Annotated in this window: 26 protein-coding genes; 6 read left to right on the top strand and 20 right to left on the bottom strand. The window is 50.5% G+C overall.

Going from position 1 to position 26,365, the window contains the following annotated elements:
• Positions 1-11: 11 nt before the first annotated feature.
• From FUA23_RS04055 to FUA23_RS04030, 6 genes are all read right to left on the bottom strand, one after another.
• Entirely contained in the window at positions 12-1,028 is a 1,017-nt protein-coding gene (locus FUA23_RS04055) for a glycosyltransferase family 9 protein (RefSeq protein WP_147929441.1), read from the bottom strand.
• A gap of 39 nt (positions 1,029-1,067) precedes the next feature.
• Positions 1,068-1,577: a hypothetical protein gene (locus tag FUA23_RS04050; RefSeq protein ID WP_147929440.1), complete on the bottom strand. Its 510-nt coding sequence runs from the start codon at positions 1,575-1,577 to the stop codon at positions 1,068-1,070.
• Positions 1,561-1,947, bottom strand: a complete 387-nt coding sequence (locus FUA23_RS04045; RefSeq protein ID WP_147929439.1) for a hypothetical protein — start codon at positions 1,945-1,947, stop codon at positions 1,561-1,563. Before FUA23_RS04045 ends, FUA23_RS04050 begins: the two co-directional genes overlap by 17 nt.
• A 130-nt stretch (positions 1,948-2,077) precedes the next feature.
• Positions 2,078-2,479, bottom strand: a complete 402-nt coding sequence (locus FUA23_RS04040; protein ID WP_147929438.1) for a YtxH domain-containing protein — start codon at positions 2,477-2,479, stop codon at positions 2,078-2,080.
• A gap of 137 nt (positions 2,480-2,616) precedes the next feature.
• Entirely contained in the window at positions 2,617-3,150 is a 534-nt protein-coding gene (locus FUA23_RS04035) for a response regulator (RefSeq protein WP_147929437.1), read from the bottom strand.
• Positions 3,151-3,278: 128 nt separating this feature from the next.
• Complete coding sequence (locus FUA23_RS04030) at positions 3,279-3,608, bottom strand: thioredoxin family protein (RefSeq protein ID WP_147929436.1); 330 nt, start codon at positions 3,606-3,608, stop codon at positions 3,279-3,281.
• Positions 3,609-4,030: 422 nt separating this feature from the next.
• On the opposite strand from FUA23_RS04030, the gene FUA23_RS04025 reads away from it, so the two are divergent.
• Positions 4,031-4,543 (top strand): RNA polymerase sigma factor, encoded by a 513-nt coding sequence (locus tag FUA23_RS04025; RefSeq protein ID WP_147929435.1) that lies wholly within the window; start codon positions 4,031-4,033, stop codon positions 4,541-4,543.
• Between the two features lie 753 nt (positions 4,544-5,296).
• Positions 5,297-6,880 carry a hypothetical protein gene (locus tag FUA23_RS04020; RefSeq protein ID WP_147929434.1) on the top strand — a complete coding sequence of 528 codons (1,584 nt, stop codon included), beginning with the start codon at positions 5,297-5,299 and terminating at the stop codon, positions 6,878-6,880.
• Positions 6,881-6,984: 104 nt separating this feature from the next.
• Here the strand turns inward: FUA23_RS04020 and FUA23_RS22890 are convergent, their stop codons facing one another.
• From FUA23_RS22890 to FUA23_RS04015, 4 genes are all read right to left on the bottom strand, one after another.
• Positions 6,985-7,113 (bottom strand): hypothetical protein, encoded by a 129-nt coding sequence (locus tag FUA23_RS22890; RefSeq protein WP_262713690.1) that lies wholly within the window; start codon positions 7,111-7,113, stop codon positions 6,985-6,987.
• Between the two features lie 52 nt (positions 7,114-7,165).
• Positions 7,166-7,294, bottom strand: coding sequence for a hypothetical protein (locus tag FUA23_RS22885; RefSeq protein ID WP_262713691.1), 129 nt, complete (start codon positions 7,292-7,294; stop codon positions 7,166-7,168).
• Between the two features lie 52 nt (positions 7,295-7,346).
• Positions 7,347-7,475 (bottom strand): hypothetical protein, encoded by a 129-nt coding sequence (locus tag FUA23_RS22880; RefSeq protein ID WP_262713690.1) that lies wholly within the window; start codon positions 7,473-7,475, stop codon positions 7,347-7,349.
• A gap of 378 nt (positions 7,476-7,853) precedes the next feature.
• Complete coding sequence (locus tag FUA23_RS04015; protein ID WP_222706987.1) at positions 7,854-8,915, bottom strand: PhoH family protein; 1,062 nt, start codon at positions 8,913-8,915, stop codon at positions 7,854-7,856.
• A 446-nt stretch (positions 8,916-9,361) separates the two neighbouring features.
• On the opposite strand from FUA23_RS04015, the gene FUA23_RS04010 reads away from it, so the two are divergent.
• The gene (locus tag FUA23_RS04010; RefSeq protein ID WP_147929433.1) at positions 9,362-9,943 is read left to right on the top strand and encodes an RNA polymerase sigma factor; all 582 of its coding nucleotides are present in this window, start codon (positions 9,362-9,364) and stop codon (positions 9,941-9,943) included.
• Positions 9,944-10,251: 308 nt separating this feature from the next.
• Positions 10,252-11,751, top strand: coding sequence for a LamG-like jellyroll fold domain-containing protein (locus FUA23_RS04005; RefSeq protein ID WP_147929432.1), 1,500 nt, complete (start codon positions 10,252-10,254; stop codon positions 11,749-11,751).
• Position 11,752: 1 nt separating this feature from the next.
• Here FUA23_RS04005 and FUA23_RS04000 read toward each other — a convergent pair whose 3' ends face one another.
• A complete protein-coding gene (locus tag FUA23_RS04000; RefSeq protein ID WP_147929431.1) occupies positions 11,753-13,384 on the bottom strand; it encodes an aspartate:alanine exchanger family transporter in 1,632 nt (543 codons plus the stop codon).
• A gap of 146 nt (positions 13,385-13,530) precedes the next feature.
• Positions 13,531-14,415 (bottom strand): glycosyltransferase family 2 protein, encoded by an 885-nt coding sequence (locus tag FUA23_RS03995; protein WP_187270878.1) that lies wholly within the window; start codon positions 14,413-14,415, stop codon positions 13,531-13,533.
• Positions 14,416-14,670: 255 nt separating this feature from the next.
• Between FUA23_RS03995 and FUA23_RS03990 the strand changes: the two genes are divergently transcribed.
• The gene (locus FUA23_RS03990; protein ID WP_147929429.1) at positions 14,671-15,552 is read left to right on the top strand and encodes a hypothetical protein; all 882 of its coding nucleotides are present in this window, start codon (positions 14,671-14,673) and stop codon (positions 15,550-15,552) included.
• Between the two features lie 27 nt (positions 15,553-15,579).
• Here the strand turns inward: FUA23_RS03990 and FUA23_RS03985 are convergent, their stop codons facing one another.
• From FUA23_RS03985 to FUA23_RS03975, 3 genes are read right to left on the bottom strand one after another with little or no spacing between them, the layout of a single operon-like run.
• Positions 15,580-16,221, bottom strand: coding sequence for a class I SAM-dependent methyltransferase (locus FUA23_RS03985; protein WP_147929428.1), 642 nt, complete (start codon positions 16,219-16,221; stop codon positions 15,580-15,582).
• Between the two features lie 12 nt (positions 16,222-16,233).
• Positions 16,234-17,253: a hypothetical protein gene (locus FUA23_RS03980; RefSeq protein WP_147929427.1), complete on the bottom strand. Its 1,020-nt coding sequence runs from the start codon at positions 17,251-17,253 to the stop codon at positions 16,234-16,236.
• Positions 17,254-17,268: 15 nt separating this feature from the next.
• Positions 17,269-17,964, bottom strand: coding sequence for a TylF/MycF/NovP-related O-methyltransferase (locus FUA23_RS03975; protein ID WP_222706986.1), 696 nt, complete (start codon positions 17,962-17,964; stop codon positions 17,269-17,271).
• Positions 17,965-18,426: 462 nt separating this feature from the next.
• Here FUA23_RS03975 and FUA23_RS03970 point away from each other — a divergent pair, with 462 nt between their 5' ends.
• Positions 18,427-19,941, top strand: coding sequence for a lipopolysaccharide biosynthesis protein (locus FUA23_RS03970; RefSeq protein ID WP_147929425.1), 1,515 nt, complete (start codon positions 18,427-18,429; stop codon positions 19,939-19,941).
• A gap of 96 nt (positions 19,942-20,037) precedes the next feature.
• Here FUA23_RS03970 and FUA23_RS03965 read toward each other — a convergent pair whose 3' ends face one another.
• From FUA23_RS03965 to gmd, 5 genes are all read right to left on the bottom strand, one after another.
• Complete coding sequence (locus FUA23_RS03965) at positions 20,038-21,486, bottom strand: MBOAT family O-acyltransferase (protein WP_147929424.1); 1,449 nt, start codon at positions 21,484-21,486, stop codon at positions 20,038-20,040.
• A 186-nt stretch (positions 21,487-21,672) separates the two neighbouring features.
• Positions 21,673-22,776, bottom strand: coding sequence for a glycosyltransferase family 4 protein (locus tag FUA23_RS03960; RefSeq protein ID WP_147929423.1), 1,104 nt, complete (start codon positions 22,774-22,776; stop codon positions 21,673-21,675).
• The gene (locus tag FUA23_RS03955) at positions 22,773-23,981 is read right to left on the bottom strand and encodes a glycosyltransferase family protein (protein WP_147929422.1); all 1,209 of its coding nucleotides are present in this window, start codon (positions 23,979-23,981) and stop codon (positions 22,773-22,775) included. The genes FUA23_RS03960 and FUA23_RS03955 overlap by 4 nt, the downstream gene beginning before the upstream one ends.
• Positions 23,965-24,897, bottom strand: coding sequence for a GDP-L-fucose synthase (fcl, locus tag FUA23_RS03950; protein ID WP_147929421.1), 933 nt, complete (start codon positions 24,895-24,897; stop codon positions 23,965-23,967). The genes FUA23_RS03955 and fcl overlap by 17 nt, the downstream gene beginning before the upstream one ends.
• Before the next feature lie 3 nt (positions 24,898-24,900).
• Complete coding sequence (gene gmd, locus FUA23_RS03945; RefSeq protein WP_147929420.1) at positions 24,901-26,016, bottom strand: GDP-mannose 4,6-dehydratase; 1,116 nt, start codon at positions 26,014-26,016, stop codon at positions 24,901-24,903.
• Between the last annotated feature and the right edge of the window lie 349 nt (positions 26,017-26,365).

Here is a 26,365-nt window from a genome sequence, read left to right as displayed (position 1 = left end):
AGCCGGAATGTTTAGGTGTAAGCCTCTTCTACACGGGAGGCAATTGCTGCGGGGTGTTGATCCATTATACAACGGAAGTGCCCTTGCGGGCACTCCTGATGGCCAATCTTCGAACAAGGGCGGCAGGAAAGTCCTTCGACTTCCTGTCGTCTTTGTTTTTCAAGTGCTTCCGTGCCGGGCAGGTATGGGTACATCCCAAGGTCAGGGACCGTGTTACCCCAAATGCTGAAAATGGGCTTACGGAATGCAGCCGCGATGTGCATCAGGCCGGTATCGTGCGAAACCACCACACTGGCCTTGCGAACGAGATCTGCTGATCCTCCGAGATTGAACCGGCCACAAGCATTGTAGACATGAGTGAGGCCCGCGGCAATTTCTTCCCCCGTTTCGGCTTCGGCGGGTCCGCCCAACAGAATTACCGGTTGCCTGGAGTTGCGGCAAAACTCTGCCATTTGGGGCGGGGTGAGACGCTTGGTCGCATGAGCAGCACCAATCACAAAAGCGATGTATTTAGGGGGAAGCCCTTCTGCGAGAAGGTCGACCTCGTCGTTCGGGCTGATGAAATAATCCAGCCCTTTGCCATCATTGACCACGCCGAGATCACGACCAGTCTGAAGATACCGGTCTACGATATGGACATCCGGCATCCGGTTGATACCGAAACGGGTAAGCAGGAACTTCTGAAGGTTGAGTTTGGGGAAGGTCCTGGTTTTGGGGCGCAGACGCAGGTGCCGAAGTGCGTTAAGTGAAAGTCGGGTTTTCAACTCCCGGGTGCGCAGGTTTCCGTGGAGGTCCAATACCCAGGCGTAGTGCTCGGTGAGCAGCGTCCGGGACAGTTCGCTGATGTCTTTATCGATCGTCCACAGCCTGTCGATGTAGGGATTACCCTTGAGCGTGGCGGCGAACGATTTTTTGGTCAGAAAGTGTACTTCAAAGTCGGTCTGCTGCTTGACGCAGCGGATTACCGGAGTTGTCAGTACGATGTCTCCGATGGAAGAAAAGCGGACAATTAGGACCTTTTGTGGCATCGTGCGAAGGTAGGGTAAAAGCAGGAAGGATGCTTAACCTTAAGCCTCCTCTGCACCTGCGTCCGCGCCCCTTCGTTGCTCTGTTTGCTTTTGCACGGCACTGTAAATAGCCTGAGCAGCGGGGATGAGTAAACGCCCGGCAGTAAGTAGCTTCAGGAAGTTGAACCCGTTCTTTTCGAATCTCTCTGTTCTCTTTTGCTCAGGAACAGGGCGGATCACTTGTTGTTTCCTAACCGGAGGTGTGTATGCAGGCTGTGCTTCTTCGCGGGGCCGCGCCAACGGAACGGGAAGTAATGGACCAGTAGGCTCGTTGATATACGGGGTGGCTTCGCTCTTATTGCTCCGGAATACCCGGTAGCCAACGTATGCTGCCAGGCCGATGCCCAGTGCGGGCAACGCCAGGTCTTCCAGCGCATATTCTTTTGCTTTGGCCGGGGCGGCAGCGAGGGTGGTAGTGAGACCGCGCCGGGCAGCTTCCTGCTCAGCTTTGATGGCTTCACGCCGTTCGCGGAGTTCGGTCAGACTATTGATGTTACTTGCCTTGCTCATGGGGAATTTCTTTGGGGTCTTCGGAAAAGAACAATTCAATGACTTTGGTTACAGTAGGGTTGACGATGATGTACCGGCGGAGGAAAAAAACGGCAACCAGCAAGACCAGCATTATCAGGGCGACAATCCCGAAGCCTCTGGCGGTCGTCTGCATATCACCGGCGAGTAGAAAAGCCAACGAAATGAGCCCGAAGATAGCCATAATGATGGCCAGTATGCCCATTATGACTGCCGTAAGAAGTTTTGAAATCGTGAGCGCAGATTTTTCGGCCGCCGCCAGTTTAACTTCCTCAACTTTATGATCGAGCATCTCACTGATGAAACCGTAAGCTTCACCTAGTTGCTCGGCTAGTTGTTCTTTCGCGTGCATAGTTTAGGTTGTGGGTGATCGTAGAAATCAGGTAACAGATCCGCAGGTGGTGGGATCAGGGAAAAAAACAACGGCCGCAGAGCATTCTGCTCACGCGGCCGTTACTTTAAACCCGCGAATGCGGAGAAACTCAGGCTTTGGTGGCGTTCACCTTTGTTTTAGCTTTATCTACACCACGCTTGAAGCTTTCCTCTACGGAATTTACCGTTTCGGTAGCGCTTGATTTGAGGGCAGAAGTTTTCTGGTTGATTGTGGACTTCAGAGAATCAGCGGTTTCACCGGCCCAGTTTTTACCTTCTTCGTACTTAGTCTTTGCGTCGTCGGCAAGAGCGGTAGCACGCTCAGAGACCTGCTGGCTAACCTGCTGGCCGTACTCAGTAATCTGATTACCATATTCATCGAAACGAACGGCTGCTTTGCGGCGTGCGGCGCGGCCTTCGTTAGAATTGAGGTAGTAGCCAATGGCGATTCCGGCGAGAAGTCCGAAACCGAGTGCCCATCCTTTAGAATTGTCGTTGCTGTAATTATTCATTGCTGGAAAATTGAATTGGGATTAAAAAACCATCGCATGTTGCGACCGTCTGTATATAAATCGCCTGGTCATTATATTTTGTTCGATATAACGGTCATTTTCCGATCCAGGCTTGCTTTTTTTCGACGAAAGCACCTCTACCCCAGATTATCAGCTACTTCCTGTAGCGAACTAATGATCTTTTCGTTCCCGGGAAAGTCAACGCCCTTCAGCTCTGCAATGGATTTTGCGAGCAGTGTTTGGTTGGTTTTCCGGCGTTCCCAATCCCGTTCCCGTTGTTGCATTACCTGGCTGTTTTGCTCCACGATGGTTGTCAGCAGCTCGGGTAACTTGCGGAGGTTTTCTTTGAGTAAGTACCCTGAAGCTCCGTTGAGGATGGTATCGGCAACCTTTTCTTCGTCGTTGAGCACCCCGGTGATGAAAACGAAAGGCGTGCCGTCGAGGTGTTCCCTCACGTACAGCAGTGCGTCCAGGCCGTTCATATCCGGAAGGTTGTAATCAGACAGCACGATGTCGGGCTGAAAGTCTACCAGTTTCTCCCTGAATTCGGTGCGGTTGCGGGCGACGGCAAAGAGTACATCGGGCCGGTACTTCCGGACCTGGCGTTTATTGAGCTCCAGGTCGAGCTGTTGGTCTTCGAGGATGAAAACTTTGAAGATTTCAGGGTCCATAATATCAGGTCAGGTTCGTGGTTATGAATAATAAAGCGGAAGTTTTGTCCTTTCCCGTCTTTGGTTGGGGCGCGGCCGCAGGTGCAAAGCAGGTTGGAATCCGGATTGCACCTTCGGGACGAAGCCATTTATATGCTGGTGAGCAATTCTTCGATCCGCCCTGCACTTACCGGCCCGGTTATACGCTGTACCATCTCTCCGTCTTTAACGAACAGAATGCCGGGAGGAGAAAGCAAATTAAACAAACGGGCCAGCCGGGGAGAGGTTTCATAATCTGCCGCGCAGAAATTTACGGAACGGTAGCGGCTGGTGAATCCTTCCAGAATGCCACGCAAAATGATGCCGTTGCCATCCCAGGGGGAAGACATCAGGATAACGGTTAGTCCCTGATGGCTCAGTACTTCGGCGATTTGGCGGTCTTCGATAGAATTAAGTTTGCTCATTACTTTGGTAGCCATTCCGGTTGTCGGGTTAAGTTAGAGATGAAGAATCGATAAGCCATCCTGTCCGGAAACCTGAAGCCAGGGTTTCATCATCTCTTGAGAATAAGCCCATTGCCGGCAAGTTAATGCCTTGGGCCCGTTTTGCGGGTATAGAAGTCGCTTTGTCTGCATGTGTTTACTCAGGAGTGGGGATTTTTTCGAGGTTAACGGCACTATTTTAAAAAGAAGCGGCCCCTTGCCAGAAAGCGAGAGGCTCCTGCTTACTGTATTTCGCGAACGGACGATATATCAACCCAACTTCGCGTCTCGAGACAATTTCAAAATATTGATAATCAACAACTTACATTTTTGGCACGGTACTTGATAAGACTTTGGCGTCTCTCACTTAACACTTTCTTTACCCATAGATACTCTCTAACTTTTAATACCCAATCAGCATGACCAATCAGCAATTTGTGGCCGAGATGAGCCGCCTCGAAAATATCCTCTTCGCTTTTGCGCTCCGCCTGACCCGCAACTACGAGGATGCTCAGGATCTTGTTCAGGAGACAACCTTTCGTGCTTACAAGCACCGGGACAAATTTGCGGTAGGAACTAACTTCAAAAGCTGGTCTTCCACCATCATGCGCAACACTTACATTAACCGCTACCGCAAAATGAAGAACCGCAAGCACGTAAACGAGCCGGTCGAGAACTTCCTTTATGCCGTAGAAAACAAAGCAGCCACCGCCAACGGCGGTGAGGCAAATATTCACCTTCAGGAGCTTCAGGGCAAGCTCGCTCTGATCAACGAAATCTACCGCGTACCTTTCCTGATGTTCTACCGGGGCTATGAGTACAAAGAGATTGCTGATCACCTGAACATCCCGATCGGAACGGTGAAAAGCCGCATTTTCCTGGCCCGTAAAAAACTGAAGGCTATCATCGGTACGCGCCCGGTTGCTGTTTAAAGACTAAGGCTCGCCAGCGGAAGAACCTCCTCTGGTCAGCAGATAAGACATACGATTTAAAAGATAACTAACGTGTTTTTTGACCGGCCCCCTTCCATGGGTGCCGGTCTTTTGTTTGTGGTGCGAGCCACACCCGGGCATCTTTCGGATGCCTTGCCCTCAAGTTTTAAGCAAGATTGGAAGAAGAGACGAAAAGCCAGAATTCAGCCCCACGGATTTATGCATCCCGAGCGCCTGCTTCAGCACCAATTCGTCATGATGCCGGTTCGTTTGCCTGTTGCTTTGTCATCAATAAACCATTAAGGAAGAGGACGATAGGCCGCCCAAAAGCCATAAAAGGTTCGGTTTGGGCAAAAAAAAGCGCCATGTGCGTGGTAAAAAGAAGAAACCGTTAATCGAACAGTTTTTACTCTTTTTACCAACGCCTCATGGCGTGCCAGATAAATGTTAATACTGTAATTACAGTACCCTCTGAAACATTACTGACTGAAATACTATGAACAACACTTTATAAGAGACACTATAAACAAACACATATTCTCTTTCAGAGCACATCGTAGAACCAGATAGTTACAGGTGTTTTACTCTTGATAGTTCAAAGATAGGAGGGACCGAAAACATAAACAGGGTCAAAAAACGGGTTTCAAAAGCATGAAGATCAGCTCTTTTTTTGAGCCAAAAAAGCATAATTCACTGATTTATAACCGCTTGTTGAATTTGAATTTGACGATTTTCGGCCTTATTTTTACGGTTATGAGCATCATTTTCGAACTAAATCAGTTGTGCAGTTCTCGTTCAGTAACCAAATTTTTCAAAAATACTGAGGGAGATTCGTTGATTCAGAGCCTTTACCGGCTTGTACACTCGGGTAAATACACGGAAGACGAGATCGCGAAAAAGATCTACGGAAAAGATGCTACTGCCGATCATGCCAAGTATAAAGCACTACGAACCAGGTTACGGAACATCTTCCTGGAAGCCTTCATGATGCAAGAAACCCGTAATCCTTCGTACACTACCTACGAGCAAGCCTATCAACACGGCTACCAGCAACTGGCCTTACTCAGGGTGCTGGCGGGTAAACGTGCTTATAAGGTTGCACGGGACATCGCTGTTGTAGTATTCAAAAACGTGAGAAACTACGAGATCATTCCTCTTAACCAGGGGCTGACGGATATTCTGGCGTCTCTTCACCTTGGTGTGGCTTACAATCAAAAGCTTTTTGAATACTACAGTGATCTGCACCGGCATTACAGTCAGGCTGCGTTCGATCTCAATGTCATCAGCAATTACTATCGGGAAATCAGAAACTCGATCTACGCACAGAGAGAGAGCCCTTCAACAACCGGCCAACGGGCACGTGAATACGCTGGAATCTGCGCTAAAATTGCAAAAAACTACCCAGCTGTGTCCCAGCTGCAGGGTATGTATATCAGTATGGAGATGACCGGCTGCATTCTCAGGGGAGAGTACAACGAAGCAATCAAGGTGGCCGAACAAGGTGAAAAAATCCTCATGAAATGTGAAGGGGTCAGCCAGACGGTACTTAGCATCCTTGCGCTGGAGCGGGTTGATTGTGCTATCAGGCTAAACGATTTTGAAATGGGGAAGCAACAGATCGCGTCCGCCAGGCTCCAAATCGCTAAAAAATCAATGCACGAGCTAAAACTGGTGGAATACGCTATAAAGCTCGGGCTCCGAACAAGGAATTATGAGTTCGCTTACCGTGAATTTGTAGCCCTGGACAAAAGCAGCATCAAGCGCTTACTAACGCCCCGCCATGCAGAGTATTGGCTCATTCTGGAGGCTGCCATCAACCTGCTGCTGACTGCCGGAGAAATCATCCCCGATGAATCCTGGCCGGTACTTCGTAAATTCCGTACCAAGAAATTCATTAATGACGTGCCTTCCTTCGGCCGTGAAAAAAGGGGAGTCAACATTCAAATTCTCGTTATACAGGCACTTTACTTCATCATCATGAAGAAGTATGATGACATGGTGGAGCGGACAGATGCGTTGAATGCTTACTGCAAACGCTATCTGAAAAACGATGAGAACCGCAGGAATGACGCTTTCTTCAAACTCTTGCTCATCGTTATCAAAGCAAACTTCAATCGGGCTAAGGCCATTGAAAAAGGTAAGTACACCTTTGGGAAGCTGAGAGATACGACCGATTGGTCTTCTCTCAATAACACAGAGATTATCCCTTACGAAGATCTATGGATGATTCTTCTTTCTCATCTGGAAGAAAAGCCAAAGAGAGGCCGATCAAAACATCATGTCCAGAAAAGTAATAGAACAATTGCTTCCGTAGGCAGAAAACCAGTCGGTGACTGAGCCGTAGGTAGCGATGATGAATTAGATCTGGTCGGGAGTAAGTAGCTTAAGAATAGCCTCCCACAGGAGGTTACAATAGGAGAGCGGTCTTCCGGGCAGAATCCTTAGAGGATCATGTCTTCGATAGCGATGGAAGTGGTTTGCTGGATCGTGAGGAAATCCACAACAGAGCCGTAGGCGGTGATGATGAATTCGATCTGGTCGGGAGTAAGGAGGTTGAGAATGGCGTCCATGAGAGGTTTGTCAGAGGTTTGTGATGAGAGAGTGGTCTTCCGGACAGAATCCTTAGAGGATCATGTCTTCGATAGCGATGGAAGTGGTTTGCTGGATCGTGAGGAAATCCACAACAGAGCCGTAGGTGGCGATGATGAATTCGATCTGATCGGGAGTAAGGAGGTTGAGAATGGCGTCCATAAGAGGTTTGTCAGAGGTTTATGATGAGAGAGTGGTCTTCCGGGCAGAATCCTTAGAGGATCATGTCTTCGATAGCGATGGAAGTGGTTTGCTGGATCGTGAGGAAATCCACAACAGAGCCGTAGGCGGTGATGATGAATTCGATCTGATCGGGAGTAAGGAGGTTGAGAATGGCGTCCATGAGGAACTGATTTTAGAGAAGTTGATAAGTTGTTATGCGACCCTTCGGTAAGGGCAATGAGAGGTTGGTACGCTCTGGGGATCAGAGCATGATATCGTCGATCATGACAAATTTTGTTTAGGGGTGATTACGGGTTGAGACCAGAAATCGTAGCTTTACTTGTAGAAATAATCACTACGTTTCCGTTCTTGTCTGGTACAAATGTCGGGACACAATAACTTTTTCGCAGGGTCAAAAAACAGCCTCCAAAAGCATGAAGAAATATCTGTTTTCCCCAAAATTTCATCATAAAACAAAGAAAGCCAATGGTTTACACCATTGACTTTCTTTCATTTTGTAAGCACTTTGTGCTCCAAAACGCTATTAAAAGGGTTTTATTTACCCTTCATTTTGGTCCTTTCTGCTACGGCCAGGTGCCCCCAGGCTTTCGAAAGTATTTTCATCACGGGCCGTGAAGCGGCCCCTGCCTTCGGCTTCATCCGCAGCATCATATGCTTTGATGATCGATTTAACCAGGCGGTGACGAACCACATCGTCTGCAGTAAGCCGAACAGTACCGATTCCTTTGATCGGGCTGAGCAGGTTAACCGCTCTGCGTAGACCGGATTGTTGGTTGCGCGGCAAATCGACCTGACTCAAATCGCCGGTAATGATTGCCTTGGCCGACGGACCGAGACGGGTAAGGAACATTTTTATCTGGCTCGTCGTCGTGTTCTGGGCTTCATCCATAATCACGAAGCAGTTGTCCAGCGTCCGGCCGCGCATGTAGGCCAGCGGTGCGATTTCAATTGTACGGTCTTCACGAAACCGGGCCTGTTTCTCGGCGGGAATCATATCGTCCAGAGCGTCGTAGAGCGGGCGCAGATAGGGATCAATCTTATCCTGAAGGTCTCCGGGCAGAAAGCCCAGGCTTTCGCCAGCCTCTACCGCCGGCCGGGTAAGGATGATCTTTTTAACGGCTTTATTTTTGAGCGCACGTACCGCCAGTGCTACTGCGGTATACGTTTTACCCGTTCCTGCAGGTCCGAGGGCAAAAACGATGTCGTTTTTCTCAGCAGCTTCAACAAGCTTGGCCTGGTTGGCAGTACGGGCCTTGATCGGCTTACCGTTACGACCATATACTATGGTCTTGTTGGAAGCTCCGTTGCCGAGCTTGGTAATAAAGGGATTTTCTCCGGCCAGAATGTCATCGATGGTCTGGTTGTTCAACTCGCGGTTATCCTCCAGCAACCTCATCATCAACTCAAAATGATGCTTTATCTGCTGTGCTTCGCTTTTATCTCCACTCACCTTCACCTTGGTACCCCGCTGGGTTATGGTGGTTTCCGGGTAGGCAGCCCGAATCTGGTTAAGCTTCTTATTGTTCTCGCCCAGAAGGGCAACCGGGTCAACCCCGCCGATGGATAGTACGATTTCGCTCAAATGAATAATAGTTTCCATAGCTGCCTTTATTGGCAACTCATGCATGGGTTCAAAACTACAAAACGACGTCAAAAGTTGCCAGCAAGAGAAAGAATGTTGTCTCCCGAATCTGATCTCCACACCGTAGTCTCCGTAAAAAATATTGCCCTGCAACAAAAAAAACAGTGAACATATAAAATTCTGCCAAGCACCGTAAAAACCTTACAGACCGCAACAAAAATCAGCTTTGTCAATAAATTTGACGCCCTTCTACGTTAAAGAGCCGTTAAAGACAAGTAGCTGACACTATAAAGTTTGTGATTCTAAAAAAGTGTGCCTTATCTTTGGGTTACAGCCGAACAAATCGGTTTGTCAACATCCCTCTAATTAAAAGCGACTCCTATAAAGCAAGTCTACACTAACTCCTGCCAGAATTGAATGGCTTTCCTTCGGGAATAATCCCAAGATTGTATAACACGTTAGTTATGGACTTTAAGTCGCTGAATGATCAGGAACTGATCACCCAATACCTTTCTGGTGAAGATCGTGCGTTCGAGGAACTCCTCGGCCGCCACCAACAGAAGATCTACACCAGCATCTATCTCTTCACCAAAGACCACAGCCAGGCTGAGGACATCTTCCAGGAGGTGTTCATCAAAATCATCGATACCCTGCGCCGCGGCAAATACAACCACGAAGGCAAGTTCCTCCAGTGGGCCATGCGCATCAGCTACAACATGTGCGTAGACTCTTTCCGTCGCCATAAGCGCCGCCCCAAGGTCGGCCAGACGGAGACCTTCAACATCTTCGATGTACTCCAAAGCCCCGAGCGCAATGCCGAGGCGGACATGATCCGGAGCCAAACCCACGACAAAGTGCGCAACCTCGTAGACGCTCTCCCTCCCGAGCAGCGCGAGGTCGTGATTCTGCGTCACTACGCCGACATGAGCTTCAAGGAAATCGCTAAACTCACCCGCGTTTCCATCAATACTGCTCTTGGCCGTATGCGCTACGCTCTGATCAATATGCGCAAAATGATCGACGAGAAGCAAATCGCACTCCAGTAAGATACAAGTCGCTGGCCCGTGGCGCGGCAACGCCCGGGCAGCGCATCCTTTTTCCACCCCACCCCCTCAGAAATTCAGGTTGCACCCTCAGTTTCTGTTGACCGGCTCAGCGGAGTTAACCGTATTCAAACCATCCCGGAATTGAGGTTTTACCCGAAGGAGGTTGAGCCAACGGCAATGGAAAATGAAAAAGCCCCCATCAGTTTCAGTACTGATGGGGGCTTTTATTATACTGCTCCTTTTACCCTTCCCTGCACCTGCGTTCGCGCCGCATCAGCTCAGCGCTCTTCCACTAAATCACCCCATTGATGACCACCAGAGTTTTACTGCTTCTAACTGCCAGCCTCTTCTTTTCCTTATCATTGAGAGCGCAAACGAATAACTCCCTCCTCCTGGATGGCTGCACCAATTTCTTCGAAATAGCAGACGACGACAGGCTCGATTTCCAGAACGGCCTGACGGTCGAAGCCTGGATCAATCCGAATTGTGACGATGGTAATCGCATGATCGTAGCAAAAGAATGGTGCCAGCAAGAATACGCCTACACGTTGTCGGTACGTGAGCAACGACTTCTGTACACATTTTCGAAAAACGGCAACTGCAATACGCCCAATCAGTTCGAAACCACGGACCAACTCATCACGCCCGGCACATTTCATCATGTCGCGGTCGTTCACAGCCCGACCGACATCAAGCTCTACGTAGACGGAATTGAGCGTGCAGCGACCTACATCAGTGGGAGTTTTGGCCTGCCAATCAACAGTAATGAACCACTCAGGATCGGGGTTTACCAAGCTCTGGACCGAAGTTTCTTTGCGTACTACTCCGGTTTGATGGACGAGCTTCGCGTCTGGTCGGCGGCACTCTCAGCCGGGGACATCAACAGCCGCATGGGCGCCCCGCTTTCCGGTAACGAAACAAACCTTGCGCTGTATCTGGACATGGAAGATACCGGAACCGGCAACGCCCTGACCCTGGTGAATAAAGCGATTATCGACAATCCTTCTCACGCGGTCCCGATGGGAGCCGGTAACGGAACCCCGTACATTACTTCACCTGCGGAATATGACACCTTTGCGGTGCCCATTGAAGCGGAACCTCTAACCTGTATTTCACCTTCGGCGACCCTCTCCTTGCCCGACATCGGGTACAAATCCGTCATGTGGAGCACGGGAGACACCAGCATCACGACGGGAATAACGAGTCCCGGCGCGTACAGCGTGATCGTTGAAACCGAAGCGTGCCGCTTTCTGACGGATACGATTGAAATCAGCCTCAGCCCTTCAGACAACAGCATTTTTATTGAGGGCGAAACTGCACTTTGTTCAGAAGATGAACTTGTGCTCAACGCTGCTTCGCGTACTCCCGGGGTCAGTGGAACATATACTTTGGCGTTTCCTGACATGGGCGCGGCCGCAGGTGCAGTGCTGAGGTTGGAGGGTGCAATATCCGGTGAGTACGTTGTCACCTTCATCGACGACGCCAACTGCGACACGCTGACTGCCGCAGTAGCCGTGATCATCGAGGCCTGCGCTGGCGATTACGCGATACCCGAACTGATTACTCCCAACGGAGACAATGTGAACGACGAGTTTCGCCTCTATTACAACGGGTCGGTAGAGAATTATACCCTATTGATCTTTAACCGGTGGGGCCAGAAAATTTTCTCCTCCGACAATCCGGACCTGATTTGGGACGGTTCCATTGGCGGCGAGCCTCAGGAAACGGGTAGTTACCTCTATCTGATGCGGTTCCGGCTCAACGGAGAGCTAAAGGAAGAAGGTGGTAGTTTTGCCTTGGTCCGTTAAATCACCCCATCAGGTTGTACAGGATTTGCACGGCCAGAATCTTTCCGATCAGGACGACCGGCAGCAGCCGCGTGTAGCCGATGGTGGGGTATTTATTACCTGCCTGCTCTACCGCAAAGTCGAGAACGGCGGGCTGGCTCCCGACCATCCCGCTGAGGAAGCTAAAGGGAATCTTCAGCACTTTGAGTCCGATCACGATGGTGGTGATCGTGGCCAGTACGGAAATGGCACCGCCAGCCAGAAAAATCTTATACCCCAGGTCGGTCATCAGGGTTTGGTAGAAAGTCTGCCCCGAGCTGATGCCGATTCCTGCCAGTAAGAAGATGAGCCCTACCTGCCGCAGGGTGAGATTGGCGCCGTAGGGCAACGTCCACACCACCGGGCCGGTACGCCGGAGCTGCCCAAGGATGAGGGCTACGATCAGCGGGCCGCCGGCGTAGCCAAGGCTGAAGGTATAACCTCCTGGCAGGGTAATTTCGATCATCCCCAGTAGCAGGCCCAGGGTAATTCCCAATCCGAAAGACAGGAGGTTGATACGGGACAGGGCTTCGTAGCTGTTGCCAAACACCTTGAACAGTTCGGGGAGATCGCTCCGGTGGGCGACCAACAGGATCCGGTCTCCGAGTTCGAGGACGGTATCTCCGGTGGCGAGCAGGTCCATATCCCCGCGTTGAACGCGGGTGATGAGTAGATTGAAACGTTCCTGCAGGTTGAGACTTGCGATCGTTTTGCCCGCGATTTCGTCGTTGGAGATAAAAATGCGGCGAACATCGAAAACCGTGCGATCGTAAGACAGTTGGATTTCGGCCAGAGGGCCGATGTTGGCCGCTGCTTCGGCAATCGCCTCTTCGGTACCGACCAGTACAAGACGGTCTCCGGCCCTGGGGATGGTGTCCCAGTTGGAGAGGGTCATTTTATCTTTATGCTGGATTCTTCCGAAGGCGACTCGTGCATCCTTTCCGCGCAGGAATTCACGGAGGCTTTTCCCGATGATGTCGGGATGTTCCACGTCTACGGTACGGCTGGTGAGGTCTTCTCCGAGGGGATATTCGTTTTGCAGGCTTTCTGCTTCGTCGGCATAACTTACCTTAAAGAGCTTTTCCATCAGAAGTATTCCGAGCATAACGCCAAGTACGCCCATAGGGTACGCCAGAGAATAGCCGACTACCGCCTGCTTGCTTACAGCTTCCACTGCACCTGCGGCCCCGCCCCGCTGAATCGCATCTAGCAGCCCCGCCAACGCCGGGGTATTGGTAGAAGCACCGGCATACAAACCTCCCGTCAGAGCAGCATCGAACCCCAACCACCGGCCGATTAACCAGGATAGGCCTCCGGAAACGAGGACCGAGAACAAGGCAAAATATACATCGTTGAAACCGTGCCTCCTGAAACTCGCAAAGAACCCCGAAGCTGAGCTTAACCCGATCGTATACACGAAAATGGCCAGGCCCAGGGTAATGATGAAGGGGGTGATGGTAAGCTCAGGGCTGAGCGCTCCGAAGGCCAGACCAACAAAAAGCACGGCGGCCACACCAAGTTTGAAGCCACGAATACGCAGTTCACCAACGCCGTAACCAATAGCGATAACGGTGAATAATAAGAGCAAGGGGGACTGAACCAAGGCTTCGATCATGTCATAAAGATATTAAAGCAAGCTGTTCCGACACGATCAGGCTGGCTAAAGAGAGCAAAGCCTCCCTCCCCCATGCGACTGAAAACAGCGTGAATCAGAGCATTACCTTGCAAAATCTTCGTTTTACCCCGAAGCCTTGCCCCCTGTTATTTTTCTTTGCTTCGTTTGGCTAATCCACGGAAGTAGCCCGCAGCCTTAGCAATCCGGTAACGGTGCCCGACGCTGTTGGGTTGCAGGGGCAGCAGTAATGAACTGAAAGCCAACTTTGTCAGCATCCCCAAAGTATGTACAAATCCCGGCCACTGTTCCCCTTTGTGGATGCTGGCCAGGAAGATCCGCTCTACGGCATAATCTGCGGTCACCATATGCGGAGCTACGTAGTGATCTACGGCTGCGGCGCGGACAAATACCGGTTGACACCCCGTAGTATAAAGGCGGAGTTGAGCATCGGTTTCCTGCCCCCGGGCGCCGGAACTTGCGCCGGGTCCGAATTGCTTATCGAAGCTTCCCGCTCCCGTCAGGTCTTCGAGGAAGCAAGCCCAGATGGCGCCCATGAAAAAGCGGAACTTGCCGAATTCACGGTAGTCGGTACCATTAGAGTGATCGATTTTCCGGGCTGATGGGGGCAAATAAGGAATTACGTCTTTTGAGGGTGGTGCGTCGTAGTCGGGGTGGAGCACACCTCCGAAGTAGTGCTTAGGACCGTATTTTTCTCCTGCAGCCCTAAAGGCAGCTATGGTTCCTGGTCTAACGGCTACGTCGTCGTCGAAGAACACGAGGAGACTGTCTTTCGGCAACGTCTGTACGACAGCATTAAGGGCAAGACTTTTATTGCCCTGAGCGAAATGGTGGTACCTGACGGGTAACCGATCCCGATAGCTATTGGCGATCTGTTCCGCCACTGCGGACCCGTTTTCGATTACGTGAACGGTTGCACCGGTGAATTCCACGGCCATCTGCTCCAGGCTGTTGAGGCAACGCCGGAGGAGGTCTTGTCGGTTATGAGTTGGGAGGAGGACGTGGAGGTTCATGGGGGGGTTAATGCTTTGGGTAAAATCCGTGGAAATCATCTCTTTAAATCAAAACTGCTAAACCATATTGCAATGATGCTTAGCTTAGCGGCAGGGTTAAGGTATACCCCGTAAAGCGACAAAGGTAGGCGGCCAAAGCCCACTAACAAAACTGCTCAACCAACCATAGGGAGACAAATATACGGGCTTTCGCTCCCCCTAAAACTACGGGCTTCAGCACGCGAGGGGAGGCCAAAACTCAATGAGGTTAAGTTCATGAAACGATTTATTACAAAACTGCTTCTGTTTTCGGCTAGCTCACTGGTGGCACTAACCGCCCTCAGCATACTATTGATTCGGTCGGATACCAGCACTTATCAGGAACTCTACCGCTATCAACAGGAAAAAATAGCGGCGGACGAAAAGGTCCGGACGATCCTGATTGGAGACAGTTCCCTTGGCAATTCTATCGACGCTAAACTTTTCAGCGAACTATCAGGACAGCACACCCTAAACCTGGCACTGACCGGACTATACGGTTATGCTGGATCGTACAATGTTTTAAAAGCGGCTCACCGCAAACACCCCGAGTTGAAGAACGTAATTCTGGTGCAGGCCCTGGATATGCAGACCAGAGACGTAGCCTATGCGGGCTACCTGAGAACGATGCATTCTTTCTCAGATTTTTGGGAACTGAGTATTTCTCAGAAAAGGACGATCATAACTGAAATGCCCTCTTACTTCCGTTCTATCCCCCTCCGCAACCGAAAAGACATACGCGATGTACTTGTAGAAGATTACATCAAACAGGCTCCTGAGCCTGTCCTAAGTCAATTCTCCAACGAAATCTCTGTTACGGACATTAAATCCGACAAAAATATCTTTCTCGCCAAGATAGTAACCTACGCGGATCAAAACGAATTGAACCTCATTTACCTGCACGGTCCGATCTATGAGAAAACACTTAATAACTCTGCGGACTACATTGAAGTGGCGAATAGCCGAATAGCCGAAACTGGAGTCAGCCCGACCTCACTCATACCTTTGGGCATAAAGGAAAATCAGAAGGGAGACACCGGAGACCATGTCCACCCCGCTCACAAAGAAGAGTTTACGAGATCATACTACGACCTGATTGCCGACCATCTGAAGGATTGAGGGATTTACCCCAACCACCGGAAAAGCTCATATATTCAGGATATTATTCGCCTTGTAGAAAACAGAAGTACACTTAAGGTCGATGCTCCCGTTAACGAATCCCCAAAAATCGAGCCGTTTGTACCCAAGGTCTTCGATCAGTTTGGTTCCCTCCCGGTACTTATCACGGTGGGTATCATCAAAGATGATTACGCCACCTTCGGCTACTTTATTAATAGCGTTAGCTGCACATTCGTTTCTTCTTCGCCCATCAATTACTATGAGGTCGAATAGTTCAGGAACGTCGATGATATTCGCTACGTAGCCGGGTTGTTCGAATTCGCTAAAGTCGATGGTCGTGTTTTCCGGAAGCTGACCGATGAGCAAGTCATACCATTTCTTATCATACTCAATCGTATAAACGTGCTTCACGCGCTTTGCAAAAAACAACGTTGAAAAGCCTGATCCGAACTCGTATACTTTTACCTCTTTACCCAATCGGTTGTCCAGGATTTTATTCAGTGAGTACGTTAGCCAGGGCACGGGCTGACCGTCGGCATCAACGCACTTACGTTCCTCAAACGATCTTATCCATCCTGACTGTTCCAGGAATCCGCTCTTCCTGTCCCACCATAGTTTGAGCAGGTAGTGTTTGCGGATCGTTATGTCTTTTATAAATTCTAAAGCCATGAATTGTATTCTTTACTTGTGGATAAGGTAGGCGTTGCTGTTTACCTCATACTTTTTGAATGCGCTGGTAAACGGAAAGCCGGCGAAAAGAGCCGGCGTCTGGTACGTAACATTGTCACAAAGAAACTTATCAGGGAGCAAATCCCGATTCAGTTTATCCTCGAGCAAGACAATTGCCTTGAGCAAAGCATGGCGAGGACCAATCATCTTCAATTCGGGCAAATGAACGGACTCCAACCAGTACAGATAGATGCAATAGTTGAAAATGGTCATATTATGGTTTCTGTCAGTGTTGTACCTCAGAAAAAATGAGATCATTTGATGCAACAGACAAACTACTACTTCTTTGCTCCCTCCAATGGTTCCTGCGTTGAATATCCGCATGTTGTAGAAATTAGAGGGGATTTTCAGATTAGCATCCTCCTCAAACCTCCTTATTCTTTGGTAATTCACATAATTATGCTTTACCACACCGATATGGCTTCTCCCGGTAAAGAGCAATTCCGGATGACCCTTGATGAGAGGAAAAGGATCGGCCCTGAAAATCACATCAGACACATCCGATAGAATTATTCTGGAGAACCCCTGACCGAACCTTAGAATATATTCGTAGTAGAGCAGGTACCTGTCGTCGTTTAACGAGAGCGTTCCGAGTTCTGCCTTCACGAACTTAATGGTTTCGGTGGTGTATTGCTCGATGAAAGACTCTCGTAAACCATCATGGAAAATGATGCAGCCCAGGCCGAGATCACGAACGCTATCGTAAAGTGGTTGGATGTAGGCATAGGCATCGGCAGCAACAAAAGTATTTCGTTGCGGATCACGCTTACCCGTAAAATAAGTCGTCATTACCACTTCTGACCGGGGCATGTCGACACCAACAAGCCCTCGTTCTCCCAGAGGGATTTTGCCAGAACTAACGTTCAGAAGCGGATCAAGCTCGTCTTTTTGCAGGCACTCACGAACAAAGGCGATCTTGCTCTTAAGTCCTTCGGTACTTCCGGTTTCAGACTCCAAGTGAGTTACGGCCATTGATCAGATCTCTGTTTATGCTTTCAGAACGATTCGTCCTGCGCGATCTATCCGGCCCAGCAACACCTCATTTTCGTCATTGTCAAAGTATTCAACAACCGCTTTTTTACACCCCTCCCAATGACCGAAATCATCGATGATCAGTACTCCGTTCTTTTCTAGCAAAGGGTACAGATATTCAAGTTCGTGCTTGGTCGATTGGTACCAGTCGGTATCCAGTCGGAGCAAAGCGATCTGACCGGGAATTGTACCAGGAATTGTGTCTTCGACCTTTCCTTTAATAAAGTGAAGGTTTTTCTGATTATAGCCCGTATTGAACATATTCTGCTTTACCTCATCAATACTGGCGTAACACCAGTCAGACGAGTCCTCCGATTTCGAGGTAGACTCGAACTTGATCATTGCGTCTTCCTTCGTATCCACGGTGAAGTCGTTGTCGTCAGGTTTAGACATTCCTTCGTAGGTATCATAGAGGTAAATCTTCCGGTCTTGCACTCCTCGCTTAGCGAGGCATTTAGCAATCATCATGGAGCTTCCGCCCCGCCAAACACCGCACTCGACAAAATCTCCGGGAATCTTTTTGTCCAGGACATAGTTAACCGAATTGTAGAGAGAGTACATCCTTTCGGGAGACGTCATCGTAAAGGGCCGACAGTCTTTATAAAGATCCATGAACTCTTTGTCTCCCAAAATATCCGGGGGGACGTTCATTTCTGCCAATTTCACAACTTCGTATCCGAACGAGTTTAAGAATTTACGGATGAGTGTTTTCATTATTATTTATTCCGGACCAACGAATATGTCTTCAGCGCAGTAGACTTAAGAAAGGCGAAGAGAAGAGCTGGCGTAGTCATTTAGTTCAGGTGAGAATAGTTCCCACAGGGTAAGCTTCCACCGGGTGGAAGCGGGCACAAGGTACGCTTTTTGCCTTACTATGAAAGCAGACGGCTGACGCCGAAAAGGGTGTTTCATCCTCAGCAAAACCCGCCTAAACCTTCGGCGTTTATTCTCTCACCACAGGTTGGTCTACTCTGCTCTGTAGCTCTGGTTCGTTTCCGAAGCAGGACAAATTCAGCCTCGTTATTTGCAGTTCCTTCCCAGCCTCTTCTGTGAAACTGGTTCCCGGGCAGTAGGATTGTTTACACTACCTTTGCGGGATAAATCCGCACATGCATGGGAGTTATTGAGCGCCAAGGCATCAAGAGCAGTTTCATCCAATACGTAGGAGTCATTTTAGGTGCTCTCAGTACACTCTTCATCTACCCTTACGATTACGCAGCTTATGGTCTGGCACAAACCTGCCTCGACTTTGTCACTTTCATGGCACCACTTGCTACGTTTGGAGCGACTCATCTTGCCCTACGGTTCTTTCCCCATTTCCGGAAAACAAAAGACAACGACAACGGCTACCTGGGCGTCCTGCTTCTGATCACCTTTGCTACCCTTGCAGTAAGCGCTGCAATCGCTTTTTCTCTGGGGGGCTATGGGGCCAGCATCCTCGATTGGTTAGGATTCGACCTCAGCCTTTTTGCTACTTATCAGTACCCTCTTGCTCTTTTCGTCGTTGTACACGCCTTGATCCTGCTCTTCGACAACTACACGAGGAACTACAACCGGATAGCCATTCAGTCCGTTTTTACCGGAATTTTGCCCAAGCTGGGACTGCCCATGCTTATTCTGTTGCTGTATTTTCAGTACATCAATCAGAATGAGTTCGTCTGGGGGCTACTGGGACTGTACACTTTAGCATTACTGGGCTTGATTGCATATGCCTGGCGCGTTACAGCCTTCGACTTGAAGGTGAACTATAAAATACTCCAGCCAGGGCTGCGTAAAGAGATGGCGACTTATGCCTCCTACACCACCTTCGGTGCGATGGGAGCCATCCTCGCTACCCAGATGGACAGCCTGATGATTACGACTCTCATCAACATCGAAAGCACCGGCGTCTACAAGGTCATTGCGTTTATGGCGATAGTGATTGAGGTTCCGGCAAGGTCAATAAGAGCCATTTCCTCACCAATAATTGCCGAAGCCTGGAAACAACAGGACCTTGAAAAGATCAGCAATATATACGACCGGTCTTCGGCTGTTCTCGGTTTTGTAGGAACATCCCTCTTCGTGATCATTGCCATAAACCTTCGTGATATCGTTGGCTGGACCCCGAACCCCACGGAGATCCTTGCAAACCTGAGTGTTTTCTACATTCTAGGATTTGTCCGCCTCATTGATCTCTACACCGGGATTAACAGTCACCTGATCACATTCTCCGATTACTTTCGGTTCAACATGGTGGCAATTTTCATCCTTGCGGCGTTGAACCTTTCCTTCAACTACATATTTATTGTCCATTTGGAATGGGGCCTGATCGGAGTAGCAAGCTCTACCCTGATTTCTATCTTCCTGTACAATCTGACTAAGTACCTTTTCATTTTATTTAAAATGAAAATGCAGCCATTTTCAATTGAAACCCTTAAAATCATAGCTCTTGGCTTAATTGCTTTTTCTATCAGTTGGGTCCCTGTCGAGACTGGCTTCAGCTTAGTGAATGTCGGAATACGTACCCTTTTGGCAGTTGTGGTTCTTCTCCTTGGCCTGAAATGGTGGAATGTATGTCCTGAAATTTACAGCGCCTTGAACAAGCATGCTCTTCAGGCGGTAAATGTCCTCCGCAGGAGAGGGAAGTAGATTGGCAAAATACAGGAAGGAAGGGGAAGCCATGCCTGGCACGTGGCCAGTAAATTGAACGGGCAAGTCCTCGCGCAACAAAAGAGACTCTGCCCGCTAAAACTGAAAGTATATAAAGCTTTGCTGGTCGCTGCTGCAGTACAAAACACTTAGTATAAGGGTAAAGTAAAAAGCCCACCGCAACGGCCGCCACCAGCTAAGTCCGAAACGCGCTATTGCAAACTCTTCTCGCCGCCCGATCCATTCCAGGGCCTGAAAGAAAGAGATGAGCACCACAAGCTTAGCTACTCCTTTTAGCATACTCCTGCCTGGCAATTCAAAGAGAGAAGGAGAAAAAATACCGCTCAGGTAATTCACCGCATGCTCGATGGATTCTGCCCGGAAGAACACCCAGGCCAGGGTTACCAGGCTGAAAGTAGCAACCATTCGCAGAAAGTCCGGTAATGTCGGCAAAAGCCGGTCTGCAGCCACGATCTCAAGATTCGATCGGTTTCGTTTCCTCAGCAACAGGGGAAGGAACAATAAAGCGTTGAGTCCGCCCCATACAATGAAAGTCCAGTTGGCGCCGTGCCAAAACCCACTTACCAGAAAAATGATGAAGGTATTTCGCACTTTCATCCAGGTACCACCTCTGCTTCCCCCCAGGGGGATGTACAGGTAGTCACGGAACCAGGTAGAAAGAGAAATATGCCATCTCCGCCAGAACTCAGCGATATCCCGCGAGAAGTATGGGTAAGCAAAGTTGCGCATCAGGTTAAACCCAAACAGCCGGGAGGTTCCGATAGCGATGTCAGAATACCCGGAAAAATCACCGTAAATCTGGAAGGCGAAAAGAACCGCTCCAATCAGGAGAACACTGCCGGGATAATCCGAAGAGCCATCAAAAATCAAATTTACGTACTCAGCGCAGCCGTCAGCAATGACAACCTTTTTGAACAATCCCCAAAGAATTTGACGCATACCGTCAACCGCCTTGGCGTATTCAAAATTTCTCTTGCGGTAAAACTGGGGCAAAAGGTTTGAAGCCCGCTCAATCGGACCAGCGACCAACTGCGGAAAAAAACTAACAAAAGCAGCAAAATCGATGAGGCTACCTGCTGGCTCAAGCCTTTTGCGGTACACATCAATCGTGTAACTAAGTGTCTGAAAAGTATAAAAGCTGATCCCAACCGGTAAAATTATTTCCAGCCGGTCCGCGCTTATTTCACTTCCGAAAAACCGAAATGCTTCCACGAAGCTGTCCAGGAAAAAGTTCCAGTACTTGAAGTATCCAAGCAAGCCGAGGTTGACGGCCAAACTCAGGCCAAGCAACAGCTGGCGCCCCCGGGCCCTCTCTATCGTCCTGAGTCGGTTACCGATGACGAAATCAACTACAGTGCTAAAAACAATGAGCCCGAGAAAGCGGTAATCCCACGAACCGTAGAAGTAATAACTTGCAGCAACAACCAGCATGTTCTGGCGTCGCAGATTCCCGTTGAATACAAACCAGTAAAGTATAAATACTACCGGCAGAAAAATCGCAAAGTCCAGAGAATTGAAAAGCAAAGAGAATACGATTTACCAAAAACCAGGTTGAGATCTACCACTACAATCAGGCAGCAGGTCGCTTGCCCCAAAGGTAAGACCTTCCCACTAATCTCCCGTCAGCGCATAGCTTTGCGTTTCCATCACGCGATTCACGGCTCTCTCCCCCACCCGGCTCGGCACGGGCACCAACCCGAAGGTCCGTTTTCAGGTAATGTTGACTTTGCTCAGGTAAACCCGGTTCACCACCTGATCATCAAATTGCTCTTCTACTATTTTTCGCCCCCTCAGGCCCATCGCCTTCAGTTCTTCCTTTGGGAGGGCGCTCATCTCGAGCATCGCACGGGCCAGCGCATCCGCATTGCAGGCTGGCACCAGACAACCGTTCTCTCCGGCCGTAACGACGGCCCGGCAACCGGGCACATCAGTGGTCAGGAGTGGCCTGCCGACGGCGCCTCCCTCCAGCAGTACCCGCGGACAACCTTCCCGGTAAGAAGGCAATACGACAACAGACGCCCGGGCAAGGTGCGGCCATACATCGGCCGATACCCCGTCGTAGGCAATGATGCCTTCGGCAACCCATCGCTCCAGTTCTTCCGCCTTAATGCCCGCCGGGTTCTCGGGATCGAGCGGCCCCAGAATATGGAAAGACAGCTCTGGGTTCACCTCCCTGGCCGCTTCTGCGGCGGCTACGTACTCTCGGATTCCCTTGTCGGTCAGCAGGCGCGCAACGAACAAAAAACGGTTGGGTATAGCTTCTTCGTAAGGGCTTAGCGGGTAATCGTCCAGTTGCAGGCCGGAGCCCGCTACGACTTGTGATTGTGCCTCCGTGACGAGGCCGCCGTCAAGAAACAACTGCCGGTCGTCGTGGTTATGGAACAGAACCGCTGCGGCATGGCGCAGGGCAATACGGTACATACTCCGAACCAATCCGTTTGCCCATCCGCCCGATAAAAACGTATAGCCCAGGCCGGTGAGGGTGCTGATGTTGCGCACTCCTGTCATCCGCGCAGCGAACGATCCGTAGATGACCGGTTTTATGGTAAAATGAAGTGCTACATCAATTTTTTCCCGGGCGTAAACGGTACGCAACTCGTACAGTAGCGCCAGGTCCCGCAGGGGATTTACTCCTTTTCTCCGCAAGTGCCGGAGCCGGATAAATTCTGCTCCCGACGCCGACAATTGTTCGCACTCGGGACCGTCAGGGGCGAGTAGCACGACCCGGTGGTTCTCCGCCAGGAGGGCGCCGATCAGGCTCTTCCGGAAGTTCAACAGGTTCCAGGCGGTATTGGCGACTACAGCAACGATCATAAGTAGCTGGTTAGTTTTTGCCGGTCAGGAAACCAGGGCAGTTCGCCGTTTTTCAGCCAGGCTGCGTACTGCTCGGAGAGCCATTTCTCCAACCTCCCTTGCTCCTCATCCGCAAACACGGCACCTGCGTTTGCGCCCTCTATTATGCCTTTAAGTTCCTTATCACCCGGCCCGTTTACCAGTGCGAGCACCGGTCTTGCGGTCGCGAGGTAGTCCCACAGCTTCGCCGTCAGCACGCCGAAATACCCAGGAGCAGACCAGTTGAGCAGGAGCAATAACTGGGCGTTTTGTTGCATTTTTTGCGCGGCCGCGGGTGCAATGGAAGGTTGAATGTCAAGGCAGGCAGCGGGCAACTCTTTGGTCCATTCTGCAAAAACCGGAGCGTCTTTACCCCGGTATACCAGACATAGTTTTTCGGGGCTCATCGTCCCTGCTGCCAACATTTTTCGCAGTGCCCCGACCAGAGGCGCCACCGACTGCAAGCCGGGGTAAAGGCTTCCGGTGTACACGATCGTAAAACGATCGGTCAGCGGAGTGGAACATATCGGCGGCATTTTCAGCAACGCATTGCGTTGCACTTTTATGTTGGGGTGCCACCCCATGAACTGCTCTTCTTGCCCTTCAGATACGGCCCACATTTCATCGGCCCGCGCAACAACTTTCCTTCCCCACCATTTTTGCAGGCCCGGCCACCAGACATCCTTACGGACGGGATCAACGGGCAAATCGCGAAAATCGGCAATCCAGACAAGATGAGGATATTTGCGCTTCAGTTGGCGGGCAACCAAGTGATCCGACCAGGGCCTAAACGACGAAAACACGGTAGTGATACCGTGTTTTTCGATTAATTTGCATGCCTTGTGATACGCTTGTTGCCGGTACCGTACACCGCCGTCGTCGGTCAGGTAAAGAAAAGGGAAGGCCTGGCGGGCTTTCAGAAGTTGCTTTACCGGGAAGTTTTCCTTCGCTTTTCCGCTCAGGGTTTTGCCGTTTTTGCCCGACAGTTTCCGCAGGTCACTGGCTGCGATCACCAGGGTTTCTTTCACTTCATCTAGTTCGATCCCCGGCACTCCTGCCCTGATGACAAATACATCACCGGTTTTCGAAAAATTTTGCGCCAGATACCGGAGCCGGCGCGCTGCGGCTCCGGTATGTGGCGGAAAACGTTGTGTGATGAAGAGCACCCCCCTAGTACCATTCTTCATTGGTCAGTGATGCGTAAACCTTCTCGATGCCCTCTTGCAGATCGATCTGGTGTTTCCAGCCCATCGCATGGAGCTTGCCAACATTCATTAGTTTGCGGGGCGTGCCGTCGGGCTTGGTCAGGTCGTGGGTGATTTCCCCTTCGTAACCAACTACCGATTTGATCGTTTGCGCCAGCTCCAGAATAGCGAGGTCCTCGCCCGTTCCGATGTTCACGAAACCGTAATCGCTGAAGTTGTGCATCAGAAAAACGCACGCTGCGGCGAGGTCGTCGGCGTGCAGAAACTCTCGTTTCGGAGACCCCGTTCCCCACATCACAACTTCCGGAGTGCCGTTCTTCTTCGCCTCGTGGAACTTGCGGATCAGGGCCGGAAGAACGTGGCTGCTCTTCAGGTCGTAATTGTCGTTCGGGCCGTAAAGGTTCGTGGGCATTACCGAGATGAAGTCGCAACCATACTGGTGACGGTAGGCATCACACAGTTTGATTCCGGTGATCTTCGCGATCGCGTAGGGTTCGTTCGTCGGCTCCAGCGGACCAGTCAGCAGGGCATCCTCCGTGAGGGGCTGCTCCGCCAGTTTGGGGTAGATGCAGCTGGATCCAAGGAACATCAGCTTTTTGACCTCGTGTACCCGTGCGGCCTCGATTACGTTGGCCTCGATCATGAGGTTATCGTAGAGGAACTCGCCGCGGTACGTGTTGTTGGCCAGAATACCCCCAACCTTGGCTGCCGCGAGGAAAACGTAGTCCGGCTTCTCGACCGCAAAAAACGCCTGTACCGCAGCCTGATCGCGAAGGTCTAACTCCCCGCTCGTCCGCGTAACGATGTTTGTGTACCCTGCTGATTCCAGGTTCCTTCTGATGGCCGAGCCAACCATACCACGATGGCCGGCGATGTAGATTTTGTTCTGCTTTTCCATGGCTTACTCGTACTGGTTGCGGATTTCGAATCCGGCTTCCTTAAGAATCTGGTCTCTGCGGAAAACTTCGATATCTGCCCGAACCATTTCGGAGCACATGTCGGCCAGAGAGTACTCTGCCTCCCAGCCCAGTTTCGCCTTCGCTTTTGCCGGGTCGCCCAGCAGAAGCTCCACTTCCGTAGGACGGAAGTAACGCGGATCGACCGCAACAACCTGTGTACCTACTGCGAGGGGGAAGTCGGGGTTACTCACCGAAGCGATGGTACCCTTCTCGTCTACACCTTCGCCAGACCAGGACAATTCAACCCCTACTTCGCGGAAACTCATGATTACAAAGTCGCGGACCGTAGTGGTGATACCCGTAGCGAGCACGAAGTCTTCCGGCTCATCCTGCTGGAGCATCCGCCACATTCCTTCGACGTAGTCTTTGGCGTGGCCCCAGTCGCGCTTCGCGTCGAGGTTACCAAGGAACAGGTCTTGCTGCAGGCCGAGGCTGATCTTGGCCACCGCGCGGGTGATCTTGCGGGTCACGAAAGTCTCGCCGCGCAGCGGCGATTCGTGGTTGAACAGGATGCCGTTACAGGCGTACATGCCGTAGGCTTCGCGGTAGTTGACCGTGATCCAGTAGGCGTACATCTTCGCCACCGCATACGGGGAGCGGGGGTAAAACGGTGTTGTCTCTGACTGAGGTACTTCCTGCACCAACCCGTAGAGTTCGGACGTCGATGCCTGGTAGAAGCGAGTTTTCTTGGTCAGGCCCAGCAGGCGGATGGCCTCCAGCAGACGTGTCGTTCCGATGCCATCGGCATCGGCGGCGTACTCCGGCATATCGAAGCTCACCTTAACGTGGCTCATCGCGCCGAGGTTGTAGATCTCGTCGGGCTGGACTTCCTGGACGATGCGTACAAGGTTCGTCGAATCGGTCAGGTCTCCGTAGTGGAGGATGAAGTTGCGGTTGTCTACGTGAGGGTCTTGGTACAAATGATCAATACGATTGGTATTGAACAGAGAAGCACGGCGCTTAATGCCGTGAACTTCGTAACCTTTCTTGAGAAGTAGTTCGGAGAGGTACGCTCCGTCTTGTCCGGTAACACCGGTAATGAGAGCTTTTTTAGCCATGCTGATAATAGTAAACCGGACCAGAAGCCCGTTGACAAATTAAGCCGCCGCGCAGGTAGCGAGGTAGACATTTAGAAGCGTTCATTCCTTTTGGGCGCAAACGCGGGTGCAAAGAAAAGGATAATGGAGCAAAGAGAGCAATTACTTTAGGCTCTTAAGTCAGAATTGCCCACTTAAGGTCCGGCCGTAACTATCCGACGCAACTTTTAAACGAAGCCCAGCAGCTCAAGTGAATAAAGTGATTAGACATGCCCCCTTCGATTTTTGGCGGAGAATAAACCTGAGGGTGACTTTCCGACTGTAAAATACGACTGATGCTATATGGTTAAGAGGTAAATAATCAGGACGT

Origin of the sequence: Neolewinella aurantiaca, assembly GCF_008014675.1 — a bacterium.
GTDB classification, from domain to species: Bacteria; Bacteroidota; Bacteroidia; order Chitinophagales; family Saprospiraceae; genus Neolewinella; species Neolewinella aurantiaca.
Note: the sequence above shows the minus strand (reverse complement) of the source record. Positions and strands in the feature narration are given on the sequence as shown.

Excerpts from the sequence above, each read along its gene's own strand:
- FUA23_RS04055 (WP_147929441.1), bottom strand. The coding sequence starts at position 1,028 with ATGCCACAAAAGGTCCTAATTGTCCGCTTTTCTTCCATCGGAGACATC.
- FUA23_RS04050 (WP_147929440.1), bottom strand. The coding sequence starts at position 1,577 with ATGAGCAAGGCAAGTAACATCAATAGTCTGACCGAACTCCGCGAACGG.
- FUA23_RS04045 (WP_147929439.1), bottom strand. The coding sequence starts at position 1,947 with ATGCACGCGAAAGAACAACTAGCCGAGCAACTAGGTGAAGCTTACGGT.
- FUA23_RS04040 (WP_147929438.1), bottom strand. The coding sequence starts at position 2,479 with ATGAATAATTACAGCAACGACAATTCTAAAGGATGGGCACTCGGTTTC.
- FUA23_RS04035 (WP_147929437.1), bottom strand. The coding sequence starts at position 3,150 with ATGGACCCTGAAATCTTCAAAGTTTTCATCCTCGAAGACCAACAGCTC.
- FUA23_RS04030 (WP_147929436.1), bottom strand. The coding sequence starts at position 3,608 with ATGGCTACCAAAGTAATGAGCAAACTTAATTCTATCGAAGACCGCCAA.
- FUA23_RS04025 (WP_147929435.1), top strand. The coding sequence starts at position 4,031 with ATGACCAATCAGCAATTTGTGGCCGAGATGAGCCGCCTCGAAAATATC.
- FUA23_RS04020 (WP_147929434.1), top strand. The coding sequence starts at position 5,297 with ATGAGCATCATTTTCGAACTAAATCAGTTGTGCAGTTCTCGTTCAGTA.
- FUA23_RS22890 (WP_262713690.1), bottom strand. The coding sequence starts at position 7,113 with ATGGACGCCATTCTCAACCTCCTTACTCCCGACCAGATCGAATTCATC.
- FUA23_RS22885 (WP_262713691.1), bottom strand. The coding sequence starts at position 7,294 with ATGGACGCCATTCTCAACCTCCTTACTCCCGATCAGATCGAATTCATC.
- FUA23_RS22880 (WP_262713690.1), bottom strand. The coding sequence starts at position 7,475 with ATGGACGCCATTCTCAACCTCCTTACTCCCGATCAGATCGAATTCATC.
- FUA23_RS04015 (WP_222706987.1), bottom strand. The coding sequence starts at position 8,915 with ATGGAAACTATTATTCATTTGAGCGAAATCGTACTATCCATCGGCGGG.
- FUA23_RS04010 (WP_147929433.1), top strand. The coding sequence starts at position 9,362 with ATGGACTTTAAGTCGCTGAATGATCAGGAACTGATCACCCAATACCTT.
- FUA23_RS04005 (WP_147929432.1), top strand. The coding sequence starts at position 10,252 with ATGACCACCAGAGTTTTACTGCTTCTAACTGCCAGCCTCTTCTTTTCC.
- FUA23_RS04000 (WP_147929431.1), bottom strand. The coding sequence starts at position 13,384 with ATGATCGAAGCCTTGGTTCAGTCCCCCTTGCTCTTATTATTCACCGTT.
- FUA23_RS03995 (WP_187270878.1), bottom strand. The coding sequence starts at position 14,415 with ATGAACCTCCACGTCCTCCTCCCAACTCATAACCGACAAGACCTCCTC.
- FUA23_RS03990 (WP_147929429.1), top strand. The coding sequence starts at position 14,671 with ATGAAACGATTTATTACAAAACTGCTTCTGTTTTCGGCTAGCTCACTG.
- FUA23_RS03985 (WP_147929428.1), bottom strand. The coding sequence starts at position 16,221 with ATGGCTTTAGAATTTATAAAAGACATAACGATCCGCAAACACTACCTG.
- FUA23_RS03980 (WP_147929427.1), bottom strand. The coding sequence starts at position 17,253 with ATGGCCGTAACTCACTTGGAGTCTGAAACCGGAAGTACCGAAGGACTT.
- FUA23_RS03975 (WP_222706986.1), bottom strand. The coding sequence starts at position 17,964 with ATGAACGTCCCCCCGGATATTTTGGGAGACAAAGAGTTCATGGATCTT.
- FUA23_RS03970 (WP_147929425.1), top strand. The coding sequence starts at position 18,427 with ATGGGAGTTATTGAGCGCCAAGGCATCAAGAGCAGTTTCATCCAATAC.
- FUA23_RS03960 (WP_147929423.1), bottom strand. The coding sequence starts at position 22,776 with ATGATCGTTGCTGTAGTCGCCAATACCGCCTGGAACCTGTTGAACTTC.
- FUA23_RS03955 (WP_147929422.1), bottom strand. The coding sequence starts at position 23,981 with ATGAAGAATGGTACTAGGGGGGTGCTCTTCATCACACAACGTTTTCCG.
- fcl (WP_147929421.1), bottom strand. The coding sequence starts at position 24,897 with ATGGAAAAGCAGAACAAAATCTACATCGCCGGCCATCGTGGTATGGTT.
- gmd (WP_147929420.1), bottom strand. The coding sequence starts at position 26,016 with ATGGCTAAAAAAGCTCTCATTACCGGTGTTACCGGACAAGACGGAGCG.